Source organism: Flagellimonas flava (assembly GCF_050617915.1).
In the GTDB taxonomy this organism is placed as follows: domain Bacteria; phylum Bacteroidota; class Bacteroidia; order Flavobacteriales; family Flavobacteriaceae; genus Flagellimonas; species Flagellimonas flava_A.
Window position 1 is genome coordinate 45,244 of the sequence record NZ_JBODQE010000007.1, and the last position, 11,855, is coordinate 57,098.

Consider the following 11,855-nt stretch of genomic DNA (forward strand, 5'->3'; position numbering starts at 1 on the left):
TTTATTTGGTAAAGCCATTTACGGCTTCCGTTAACTCTTCATATGTAAAACCGTGACCATAAAACTTCCGTTGGTCCCCTTTATAAATAATGGTTGCCGGGATGGCTCCATCCCAGTCTTGATTAATTTTTGGAATCCAACTGTTCTGATCCGGGTCATCCAAAATCACTACTTCAGATAGTAATCCTTTCTTCTCCACATAGGGCTCCAACCTGGATTTCCACATAGAGGGCATATCCAAGCTCACCAAGATAACCTCTACCCCATCGGCCTTTCGTTCCGCGTTGACTTTTTCAAAGTAAGGCATCTCCTCCAAACAGGGTTTGCACCAAGTGGCCCAAAAGTTGACAACATAAGTTTTCCCATCATTTTTATGTAGCAAAGGTTCGAATTCGGCAAAATCATACACTGGAAATTTCACCTTTTCATCATTTTGTGCTTGGACTTCTACCTTGTCCTCCGCCTTGGAAGACATGGATGTATCCGTTTTTGTTTTGTTGCCACATCCAGAAATCAAAAGAACCAAAAAGACACTGGAGCACAATAAGTATTTCATTTGCTGATGTTTACACATTAAAATTAGGCAAAGCCCAATCCTTCATTTATTTTTTAACAAAAAATTATCTGTTAAAAATAACATCGAATTCAGAAAAGCACATACATTTGTCTATACAATTGTTGTAGAAACATGAATGTTGAAGAAATCATAAAGACAGAAATTAAAATACCGGTCAAGGCTCGAACCATGATTCACTTTGCCTTGGTAGCCAATAAGGTTAGGGAACAATTCTCCATAGCCTTAAAACCCTATGATGTTTCGGAACAACAATTTAATGTGCTCCGTATTCTGCGTGGACAAAAGGGCAAGCCTGCCAACCTTTCCACCATCAACGAACGCATGGTAACCAAAATGAGCAACACCACCCGTTTGGTGGACAAACTTATTCTCAAAGGCTATGTGGACCGCCGTACTTGTCCTGATAATCGACGCAAGGTGGAAATCATGATTACAGAAGAGGGAAAAACCGCTTTAAAGAAAATAGATAAGGTAATGGAGCAAACCGAAATTGAAGTTTTAAAAAACTTCACTTCCAAAGACCTTGATAATTTTAATACACTTCTAGATAAATTTTAATATGAGTAATATACTGGAAAACAGAACCTGGCGATATGCCACCAAAAAGTTTGATCCTGACAAGAAGGTTTCCGACCAAGACTTGGAACTTCTTCTGGAAGCAACCCGATTGAGTGCTTCTTCTTATGGTCTGCAGCCTTATCACGTATTTGTAATCACAGATCCAGAAATAAGGGAAAAATTAAAGCCCGTTTCTTGGGGACAATCGCAGATTACAGATGCATCCCACTTAATCGTCTTTGCCAATGTAACCGATTTTGGAGAAGAATTATTGGATAGCTATGTGCAAAACGTAAGCTCCACTCGAAACATCCCAGAGGAAAGTCTTAAGGGATATGGGGATTTTATGAAATCCAAATTATTGGATCTTCCCGTAAATGTCAAAAGCAGCTGGACCATGAAGCAGGTATACATTGCCTTGGGAAATATAATGCAAGCGGCGGCAGAGCTAAAAATAGATACCTGCCCTATGGAAGGTTTTGAAGCCAAGGCCTACAATGAAATCCTTGGTTTGGACGAAAAAGACCTGAATGCCTCAGTGGTATTACCTATTGGCTACAGATCAGAGGAAGATGAGACCCAACACTACGCCAAAGTAAGAAAATCAAAAGAAGAATTATTTACCCATATATAAATCCTAATTATTATTAAAACACAATCATGAAAAAGACAATTTTAAGTTTAGCCTTGACCACTGTATTTGGATTAACGGCCTTTGCCAACCCTATTGACGGCGAAAAGAAGGAAATAAAGACAAGCGAAAGTAAAATCGTTTGGAAAGCTTACAAAGTAGGTGGCGGCCACGAAGGAACCATTGGTTTAAAGTCCGGGGCATTGGAATTTGATGGAGATCAATTGGTAGGAGGTGAATTTGTAGTGGACATGACTACGATCAGCAACACCGATATGACCGGCGAATACAAGGGCAAATTGGAAGGGCACTTGAAATCTGACGATTTCTTTTCCACTGCTTCAAATCCAACAGCATCCTTGGTATTTACCAAAGTTGAGCAAAATGAAGGTGGACTTTATGATGTAACCGGAGACCTTACCATTAAGGGGATTACCAAACCCATTCGTTTTGATTTATCCATTGATGGTAATAAGGCTACAGCCAATTTGAAAGTTGATCGTACCAAATACGACGTAAAATACGGGTCAAGTATTATTGGTACCGCAAAAGACAAGTTGATCTATGACGAATTTGATTTAGTGGTTGATTTGCAGATGTAGTCAATGCTAGTTTAGTGTTTGGAAATCCCGTTTGAGCTTGTCTTGGACGGGATTTTTATTTTCACAAAACATTATTTGGAAGTTACAATTTCCTTTCTATCTTTGATGCAATGAATTTGAGAATAGTAAATACTTGGTGGTGGATCAACTTACGTCAAACGTCGTGAGCTAGTCCCCATTGTAATCATATAGAGGCTTGTCATCACGACAGGCCTTTTTCTTTTTGTGTAGTTTTTAAATCTTGTTTCCGCGGAGGCGGAAATCAAAATATAAAGTTCAGCAAAGGCAAAAATGAGTTTTTATGTCTATTTCATTTCAAATAAAAAAAACGGTACTATTTATATAGGTTATACCAATAATTTGGAAAAAAGAATGAAACAGCATAAAAGTGGAACAGGAAGCAAATTTGCAAAACGCTATGCGCTGGATAAGTTAGTATACTATGAAAAATTCAAATTTCCAATGTCTGCCATCAAACGGGAAAAACAACTAAAAAAATGGAACCGACAATGGAAGATAAACTTGATAAATGATTTTAATCCAAAATGGGAAGATTTAACATGGTTTTTCGAATAAGTAACAACAATATGATTTCCGCCTTCGCGGAAATGAAAGAAAATTATTTTCGCTCATGAAATATTCGCTCAAAACATCATACAAGCAGATTCTCGCTGATACGATTACCCCTGTGAGCGTGTATTTGAAAGTTCGCGATAAATTTCCGAACAGTATTCTCTTGGAAAGTAGCGACTATCATGCAAACGACAACAGTTTTTCCTATATCTGTTGCAACCCAATAGCTTACATCAAAGTTCAGGATGAGATCATTACCCAACGTTTTCCGGACGGAAGCAAGGAAGAAATCAATATTGGCCCAGATACCGATGTAACCGAGGTCATCCACGATTTTGGCCAGCGATTTTCAGTCCCGGACAACGGTTTCAAGTTCATTAACAATGGCCTTTTTGGCTATATGGCGTATGATGCTGTCCGCTATTTTGAGGATGTAGAAGTTTCATCCAAAGCAGATTCCATTCGAATTCCGGACATATACTATGCCGTGTATCAGAACATCATCGCCATTAACCACTTCAAGAACGAAGCCTACCTTTTTGCTCACTGTTATGAATCAGATAGTAATGTGGACGAACTGGAGCAGTTGTTCAAAATAAGGAACTTTGCCTCTTATAATTTTTCCAAGGAAGGAGCTGCTGTATCCAACCTAAAAGATGAGGAATATATAGAGCACGTGGCCTTGGCCAAAAAACACTGCCAACGGGGAGATGTATTCCAATTGGTTTTGTCCCGAAGGTTCTCGCAAGGGTTTAAGGGAGATGAGTTTAATGTGTACAGGGCGCTACGATCCATCAACCCTTCCCCTTACCTGTTTTATTTCGATTACGGGGATTTCAAAATTTTTGGAAGTTCACCAGAAGCCCAATTGATCGTAAAGGAAGGAAAAGCCGAAATCCATCCCATTGCTGGCACCTACAAAAGGACGGGAAATGATGAGAAAGATGCGGAATTGGCCAAAAAATTGGCTCAGGATGAAAAGGAAAACAGTGAACACGTTATGCTGGTGGATTTAGCTCGAAATGACCTCAGTAGAAATGGAAATACAGTGAACGTGGAAACTTATCGAGAGGTGCAGTACTTCTCCCATGTGATTCATTTGGTATCCAAGGTAACAGGGCTCAAGAAAAAAGAGAGCACGACCATGAAAGTGGTCGCGGATACCTTTCCCGCAGGAACCTTGAGCGGTGCTCCCAAGCATATGGCCATGCAACTGATTGAAAAATATGAAAAAACCAGCAGGGCTTATTATGGAGGTGCCATTGGTTTCATGGATTTTAAAGGCAATTTTAACCATGCCATTATGATCCGAACTTTTTTAAGCAAAAACCATCAATTGCATTATCAAGCCGGTGCAGGTTTGGTAGCAGCTTCGGATCCAGAGACGGAGCTTCAGGAAACATACAACAAATTGGGTGCTTTGAACAAGGCGCTGGAAATTGCAGAAACAATCTAAAAAATGGCCAGAAAGATTTTAATGATAGACAACTACGATAGTTTCACCTATAATCTGGTGCACTATCTGGAGGATTTGGATTGCGACGTGACCGTAAAACGGAATGATCAATTGACCCTGGAAGAGGTGCAAGCTTTTGATGAAATTGTGCTCTCCCCTGGACCTGGAATCCCGGATGAAGCAGGTTTGCTCAAGGATATCATCAAAACCTACGCCCCAACAAAACGAATTTTGGGAGTCTGTTTGGGACAACAGGCCATTGGAGAGGTGTTTGGGGGCACTTTGGTTAATTTGGATCAGGTATACCATGGGATTGCCACCCAAATTACGGTGACCAATCCAGGTGTTTTGTTCCAAAACATGCCGGAGCAAATCCAAGTGGGCCGCTACCATTCTTGGGTAGTACATCCCGATTTACCCGAATGCCTGGAAGCCACCTCTGTTGATGAAAATGGGCAAATCATGTCTTTAAGGCATAAAACATACGATGTAACGGCAGTGCAGTTTCATCCAGAATCCGTGCTGACTCCGGAAGGAAAACAAATGCTTAAAAATTGGCTTAACGGCTAGTTTAATGTCATTCCCGTGCAAACGGGAATCCGAATTAAATATGAAATAGATTCCGCATCAAGTGCGGAATGACAACAGGAAATAAAATGAAAGCAACTTTAAATCGATTAATAAACCACGAAATCCTTCCGAAGGAAGATGCCAAGCAGATTTTGGTCAACATCGCCAAAGGGGATTACAATACTTCCCAGATTGCGGCCTTTTTAACCGTTTATATGATGCGAAGCATCACCATAGAGGAGTTGGAAGGTTTTAGGGATGCACTCCTGGAATTGTGCTTGGCGGTGGATTTGTCGGAATACAATCCCATTGATCTCTGTGGAACTGGAGGTGACGGTAAGGATACTTTCAACATTTCCACCCTTGCCTCTTTTGTAACAGCAGGTGCGGGAGTAAAAGTAACCAAACATGGTAACTATGGAGTTTCTTCCAAGTGCGGAAGTAGCAATGTGATGGAATTTTTGGGCATCAAGTTCAGTAATGAGGCTGATTTTTTAAGAAAATCAATTGACGAAGCTGGGATTTGTGTCTTGCATGCACCCTTGTTTCACCCGGCCATGAAAAATGTGGCGCCCATCCGGAGGGAATTGGCCGTAAAAACCTTTTTCAACATGTTGGGACCCATGGTGAACCCTGCTTTCCCAAAAAACCAAATGGTAGGCGTATTTAATCTAGAGTTGGCTCGAATGTACGGGTATCTTTATCAGAACACCGATAAGAATTTCACTGTGCTTCATGCGCTGGACGGATACGATGAAATCTCACTGACAGGATCAACCAAAACCATTTCCAATGACTCCGAGGGTATGTTGGCTCCAGCGGATTTTGGGGTAGATAAAATTTCACAGGATCAAATTACGGGAGGGGACGATATCGCCGAATCCGCCCAAATTTTTCTGGATGTTCTAAGTGGAAAAGGAACCGAAGCCCAAAACAATGTGGTCTGTGCCAATGCTGGGGTAGCCATAGCCACGGTAGAACAACTTTCCCCAAAAGAAGGGTTTGAAAAAGCCAAGGAGTCACTCTTAACTGGAAAAGGAATGGAAGCATTGAAGAAGTTACAAGATCTAAGTAAAAACTAATGTCACCTCGAGCGCAGTCGAGAGGGTCTCGTTAGATTCTTCGCTACGCTCAGAATGGCCACTGAATATGAACATTCTAGACAAAATAGTAGCCGATAAACGCAAGGAAGTCGATTTGAAAAAATCTTTGATTCCTTCCACGCAATTGGAACAATCTGTTCTCATGGAACGGAGCACTATTTCGCTGGCCCATGCGCTCAAAAACAGTGCTAATGGCATTATTGCGGAGCACAAAAGGCGTTCTCCTTCAAAATTGGTGATCAACCAAGGTTTAAACGTTCAGGATGTAGCTATTGGATATGAGCAAGCTGGGGTATGCGGTATGTCCGTACTAACCGATGGCAAATACTTTGGTGGTTCTTTGGATGACTTGCTATTAGCCCGATCATCGGCGTCTTTGCCCTTATTGCGAAAAGAGTTTATCATCGATGAGTATCAGATACTGGAGGCCAGAGCCCATGGTGCGGATGTGATTTTGCTCATTGCTGCCATTCTAAAAAGGGACGAAATCAAACAGCTGTCAGAAACGGCCAAAAGTTTAGACTTGGATGTGCTCTTGGAAGTCCATAATGAAGAAGAGTTGGAAAAGTCGCTTATGCCAAGTTTGGATATGTTGGGGGTCAATAATCGCAATCTAAAGACTTTTGAGGTGAGTTTGGATACCAGCAAGAATTTGTCGAAACTCATTCCCAATGATTTTGTAAAGGTTTCCGAAAGCGGGATCAGTTCCATTGAAGCTATCAAGGATTTAAGGCAATTTGGTTACCAAGGGTTCCTGATTGGTGAAAATTTTATGAAAACTGATAATCCTGGGAAACATACCACTGAATTTATAAAAGCCCTGCAATCATGAAATTGAAAGTTTGTGGTATGAAATTCAATCCTTCTGAGGTGGCCCAATTGCAGCCCAACTTTCTGGGTTTTATCTTTTGGGAACCCTCCGCACGCTATTTTCAAGGTGAAATGCCCGAGCTTCCCAAATCCATTAAAAAAATAGGGGTATTTGTAGATGCTGAAGTTGAAGAGGTTTTGGAAAAAGTTGAAGCGTTTAGCTTGGATGGTGTTCAACTGCATGGCAATGAGAGTCCAAAATACTGTCAGGAACTTCGTCATGCTGAACTTCCTGCCCGTCCGGCAGGCGGGGATTCAGCATCTCACTCTAATGGGATTCCGAAACAAGTTCAGGACATCCAGCTGTCACTTCGAGCGCAGTCGAGAAGTGGAAAGAATAAGGTCTCGACTGCGCTCGACCTGACAATTATCAAAGTTTTCTCCATCAAAGATTCTTTTGATTTCTCCATTTTGGAGCCCTATGAGAAAGTCTGTGATTTCTTTTTGTTCGATACCAAAGGAAAACTCCCTGGAGGAAACGGATATGCCTTTGACTGGTCCATTCTTAAGGAATACCCTTCCACAAAACCTTACTTTTTGAGTGGGGGAATTGGATTGGAATCTGTTGAAGATTTAATGGACTTTATGGCTAGTCCTGCTTCCAAATATTGCCATGCAATAGATGTTAATAGCAAGTTTGAAACAGAACCCGGTTTAAAAGACATCGAACAACTAAAAAAATTCAAAGAATTATTGTCATTCCGTACTTGATGCGGAATCCATTATAAAATAAGTCAAACATAAAAAGATTCCTGCCTTTGCAGGTATGACAAAAATATGAGTTACCACGTCAACGAAAAAGGATACTATGGGGAATTTGGGGGAGCATATATCCCCGAAATGCTCTACCCCAATACCGAGGAACTGCGCCAGAACTATCTCGAAATCATGGCTGAACCTTCCTTTAAGGAAGAGTTTGGTCAATTATTGCAGGATTATGTGGGCCGACCCACTCCGCTGTATTTTGCACAGCGATTATCCAATAAATACAATACCAAGATATACTTGAAGCGGGAAGACCTCAACCATACTGGAGCCCATAAAGTGAACAACACGATAGGTCAGATCCTAATGGCCAAGAAGCTGGGCAAAAACCGAATAATTGCCGAGACCGGAGCTGGTCAGCATGGGGTGGCAACCGCTACGGTTTGTGCCCTAATGGGGATTGAATGCGTGGTGTACATGGGTGAAGTGGATATAGCTAGGCAAGCCCCCAATGTAGCCCGTATGAAAATGCTGGGCGCAGAAGTAAGACCTGCCTTATCTGGCAGCCGAACGCTCAAGGATGCAACCAACGAGGCTATTCGAGATTGGATCAATAATCCCGTGGATACCCATTACATTATTGGTTCTGTGGTAGGGCCTCATCCCTATCCGGATATGGTAGCTAGATTCCAATCGGTGATTTCCGAGGAAATTAAAGCGCAACTCTTGGAAAAAGAGGGAAGGGAAAATCCGGACTATGTGGTGGCCTGTGTTGGAGGAGGTAGTAATGCCGCTGGCGCTTATTATCACTTTTTGGACACACCCGAGGTGGGCATCATTGCCGTGGAGGCCGCTGGAAAGGGAATCCATTCCGGAGAAAGTGCTGCAACTTCCGCTTTGGGAAAGGTTGGAATTATACATGGAAGTAAAACCCTGTTGATGCAAACTCCAGATGGACAGATTACCGAGCCCTATTCTATTTCTGCTGGATTGGATTATCCAGGTGTCGGCCCCCTGCATGCTCATCTTTTCAAATCGGGACGTGGGGAATTTATTTCCATTACCGATGATGAGGCCATGACAGCAGGATTGACACTTTGCCAATTGGAAGGCATAATCCCAGCTATTGAATCATCACATGGTTTGGCCATTTTGGAGCAACGAAAATTTAAACCTGATGATATTGTGGTCATGAATCTTTCTGGGCGTGGAGACAAAGACCTTCAGAATTACATCGATTATTTCAAATTATAGTAATGCGTCCTGAGTAATGAGAATTTAACAATTTACTCAATACCCAAGACTTATAACTCAATACTACATTGAATGAACAGAATCAAAAACAAACTTCAGGAAGATAAAAAACTGCTCTCCATTTATTTTACAGCTGGTTATCCCAATATCAATGATACGGTGCAGATTATACAGGATTTGGAAGAAAATGGGGTGGATATGATTGAAATAGGACTTCCCTTTAGCGATCCTTTGGCAGACGGCCCTACAATTCAAGCTAGCTCAACCCAAGCACTGAATAATGGAATGACAACAGACTTACTTTTTGAGCAGCTCCAAGATATTCGAAAAACCGTTTCCATTCCATTGATCATTATGGGGTATTTTAATCCGGTTTTTCAATACGGGGTGGAGGCATTCTGTAAAAGGTGTCAGGAAATAGGGATAGATGGGCTTATTTTACCCGATTTGCCCTTGGATGTCTATCAAGAAGAGTACGAGGCCATTTTTAAAAAATATGGATTGATCAATGTTTATTTGATCACTCCCCAGACCAGTGAAGAACGTATCCGCCAAATAGACGATGCCTCGGATGGGTTTATCTACATGGTAAGTTCCGCGAGTACCACGGGAACCAAAGATGGCTTTGGCAATGAACAACAAGCTTACTTTGACCGAATTGCATCCATGGAACTACAAAATCCCCAAATTGTAGGCTTTGGGATAAGCAACCAAGAAACATTTAAACAGGCCACCCAAAATGCCAAAGGAGCCATTATAGGTTCTGCTTTTATAAAGCACTTGGCCAAAAATGGGCCTCAAAAAATAGATGGGTTTGTAAGTGGAATTCGCTAACTTCGATGTTCATTTAACTTATCTGAAATATGAGAAAACTGGCTTGTTTTTTTGCCCTTTTGCTGTCCATTTCATCCTATTCACAAGACGCAGCTGCGGTAAAGTCGCAAGTGGCACATGCCATTCAGGAGTTACGGGATTTTATTGCAATTCCCAATGATGCCTTGAACGCTGATGATATTGACGACAACATTCTTTGGCTCAAAAGAAAATTTGGTGAGCGTGGTTTCAATACTGCGGTCCTGGACACGGAGAACTTACCCCTCTTCTTTGCTGCGATGCCCATGGAAGATAACAAGCCAACCTTACTGATCTATATGCATTTTGATGGTCAGTACGTTGAACCTAGCAAATGGAACCAACCCAATCCGTATCAAACGGTGCTGAAAAAACCGGTAGCTGATGGCTTTGAAACAGTTTCCTTTGATGCTTTGAATGATGATATTGATTACGATTGGCGCCTGTTTGGGCGTTCCACTTCAGATGACAAAGGACCTATAGTAATGTTCCTGAACGCCATTGACCTTTTGAAAAAGGATGGAAAGGAAATTCCTTTTAACCTAAAGGTTATTTTGGACGGGGAAGAAGAAAAAAGCAGCAAACCTCTACCTCAGGCAGTCAAGCAATACCGCGAGTTATTGGAGGCCGATTTTCTTATAATTGCCGATGGCCCTGTCCATGCTTCAGGGAATCCAACGGTGGTTTATGGTTGCAGAGGGATAACCACAATGACCCTGACGACCTATGGTCCCATTAAACCCCAACATAGTGGACATTATGGTAATTATGCCCCAAATCCAGGATTTCAACTGGCACAATTACTGGCGGGAATGAAAGATACCGATGGAAGGGTAACCATTCCTGGATACTATGATGGAATTGTTTTGGATGATGGCATAGCGGAAGTTCTCAAAAGTGTTCCGGATAGTGATGAGGAAATAGCCGAAAAATTACAGTTTAAAACCTCCGAAAAAGTGGGTGGATATTATCAGGAAGCTTTGCAATATCCTTCGTTGAACATCAGGGGTCTTGGCTCCGGATGGATAGGTCCCAAAAAAAGGACCATAGTACCGGAAAGTGCCACAGCCGAACTGGATTTGCGTTTGGTTCCCGAAAGTGATGGTAATCGTCTTAAAAAACTGGTCAGGGATTATATCACCAATCAGGGGTACCATGTTTTGGACCATGTTCCCTCAAAATTGGAGCGCATGCGTTATGATAAAATCGTTACAGTGGAGGAAGGTAATGTAACGGCAGCCTTCCGCACGGATTTGGACAATAAATACGGTTCTTTTTTGGTAGAGACCTTAAAAAATACGTTTAACCAAGAGGTGGTTCGGTTCCGAATTATGGGAGGTACAGTTCCCATTTCACCTTTTGTCAATGAGCTAAAAATTCCCGCCTTTATTGTTCCTTTGGTTAATCCAGATAATAATCAGCACAGTCCTAACGAAAATCTGAAAATTGGGCAATTGGCGTATGGTATTCAAAGTCTGTATAGCATTCTTTCAACACCAACGCCTTAGCAGGTTACTGGCATCTGTAAAACGTTCGTTTTATTCGATAAAAAAATCCAAGAATGGGCTAAAACTCAGAAAATCATGATTTTATCCCACTAAAACTGTAGTATAACCCCTATATTTCTACAACAGTTATAAGGGCCTTAATTTAGAATTATTAAAGGCCTACTTATGCAATATACTACCCTTGTCATAGATGATTCTTCCATTCAGCGTTTGGCTACGACCATTTTGGTCAAAAACCATCCGCAACTGAAATTGGTGGGTTCATTCCAAAATCCTTTTTGCGGAATTAGGGCAGTATATGAAAAGAAGGTTGATATTGTTTTTCTGGACATCCTAATGGATCACGTGGATGCCTTTGAACTCCTGGACAACATTGAAATCAACGCTTCCATTATCCTAAATTCCACCTGGTCCAATTTTGCGGTCAAGGCATTTGAATACGGCGTAGATGATTTTTTAATGAAACCTATGCCTAAAAAGCGGTTTGAAAGAGCCGTTCAAAAAGCAATTGCCCAAATTGAACTAGGTAAAAAAACATTACCGCCCACTTACAAGCTCTCGGAGGTAATGTCCACGTTCAAATAAAGAATCCTCGA

Annotated in this window: 14 protein-coding genes; 13 read left to right on the forward strand and 1 reads right to left on the reverse strand. The window is 41.5% G+C overall.

What is annotated here, in order from left to right; genetic code table 11:
* Position 1: 1 nt before the first annotated feature.
* Positions 2-556, reverse strand: coding sequence for a TlpA disulfide reductase family protein (locus ACRHOZ_RS16740; RefSeq protein ID WP_431127939.1), 555 nt, complete (start codon positions 554-556; stop codon positions 2-4).
* Between the two features lie 132 nt (positions 557-688).
* Here ACRHOZ_RS16740 and ACRHOZ_RS16745 point away from each other — a divergent pair, with 132 nt between their 5' ends.
* The 13 genes from ACRHOZ_RS16745 (at position 689) to ACRHOZ_RS16805 (ending at position 11,844) form a co-directional block, all read left to right on the forward strand.
* Positions 689-1,135 carry a MarR family winged helix-turn-helix transcriptional regulator gene (locus tag ACRHOZ_RS16745; RefSeq protein WP_431127942.1) on the forward strand — a complete coding sequence of 149 codons (447 nt, stop codon included), beginning with the start codon at positions 689-691 and terminating at the stop codon, positions 1,133-1,135.
* A gap of 1 nt (position 1,136) precedes the next feature.
* Positions 1,137-1,769 carry an NAD(P)H-dependent oxidoreductase gene (locus tag ACRHOZ_RS16750; protein ID WP_431127944.1) on the forward strand — a complete coding sequence of 211 codons (633 nt, stop codon included), beginning with the start codon at positions 1,137-1,139 and terminating at the stop codon, positions 1,767-1,769.
* Positions 1,770-1,795: 26 nt separating this feature from the next.
* On the forward strand, positions 1,796-2,368 hold the full coding sequence (locus ACRHOZ_RS16755; protein ID WP_431127946.1) for a YceI family protein: 573 nt from the start codon (positions 1,796-1,798) through the stop codon (positions 2,366-2,368).
* Between the two features lie 291 nt (positions 2,369-2,659).
* Entirely contained in the window at positions 2,660-2,944 is a 285-nt protein-coding gene (locus ACRHOZ_RS16760) for a GIY-YIG nuclease family protein (protein ID WP_431127949.1), read from the forward strand.
* A 55-nt stretch (positions 2,945-2,999) separates the two neighbouring features.
* Positions 3,000-4,397, forward strand: coding sequence for an anthranilate synthase component I family protein (locus ACRHOZ_RS16765; protein WP_431127952.1), 1,398 nt, complete (start codon positions 3,000-3,002; stop codon positions 4,395-4,397).
* Positions 4,398-4,400: 3 nt separating this feature from the next.
* Positions 4,401-4,967, forward strand: coding sequence for an anthranilate synthase component II (locus tag ACRHOZ_RS16770; protein WP_431127955.1), 567 nt, complete (start codon positions 4,401-4,403; stop codon positions 4,965-4,967).
* Between the two features lie 86 nt (positions 4,968-5,053).
* The gene (gene trpD / locus ACRHOZ_RS16775) at positions 5,054-6,049 is read left to right on the forward strand and encodes an anthranilate phosphoribosyltransferase (RefSeq protein WP_431127957.1); all 996 of its coding nucleotides are present in this window, start codon (positions 5,054-5,056) and stop codon (positions 6,047-6,049) included.
* A gap of 67 nt (positions 6,050-6,116) precedes the next feature.
* Positions 6,117-6,902: an indole-3-glycerol phosphate synthase TrpC gene (trpC, locus tag ACRHOZ_RS16780; RefSeq protein WP_431127960.1), complete on the forward strand. Its 786-nt coding sequence runs from the start codon at positions 6,117-6,119 to the stop codon at positions 6,900-6,902.
* Positions 6,899-7,651 carry a phosphoribosylanthranilate isomerase gene (locus ACRHOZ_RS16785; RefSeq protein WP_431127963.1) on the forward strand — a complete coding sequence of 251 codons (753 nt, stop codon included), beginning with the start codon at positions 6,899-6,901 and terminating at the stop codon, positions 7,649-7,651. Before trpC ends, ACRHOZ_RS16785 begins: the two co-directional genes overlap by 4 nt.
* 66 nt (positions 7,652-7,717) lie before the next feature.
* Positions 7,718-8,899, forward strand: a complete 1,182-nt coding sequence (gene trpB, locus ACRHOZ_RS16790; protein WP_431127966.1) for a tryptophan synthase subunit beta — start codon at positions 7,718-7,720, stop codon at positions 8,897-8,899.
* 72 nt (positions 8,900-8,971) lie between these two features.
* Positions 8,972-9,733: a tryptophan synthase subunit alpha gene (gene trpA, locus ACRHOZ_RS16795; RefSeq protein ID WP_431127969.1), complete on the forward strand. Its 762-nt coding sequence runs from the start codon at positions 8,972-8,974 to the stop codon at positions 9,731-9,733.
* 29 nt (positions 9,734-9,762) lie between these two features.
* Complete coding sequence (locus ACRHOZ_RS16800) at positions 9,763-11,259, forward strand: M20/M25/M40 family metallo-hydrolase (protein ID WP_431127972.1); 1,497 nt, start codon at positions 9,763-9,765, stop codon at positions 11,257-11,259.
* 165 nt (positions 11,260-11,424) lie between these two features.
* Positions 11,425-11,844, forward strand: a complete 420-nt coding sequence (locus tag ACRHOZ_RS16805; protein WP_431127975.1) for a LytR/AlgR family response regulator transcription factor — start codon at positions 11,425-11,427, stop codon at positions 11,842-11,844.
* Positions 11,845-11,855 lie beyond the last annotated feature (11 nt).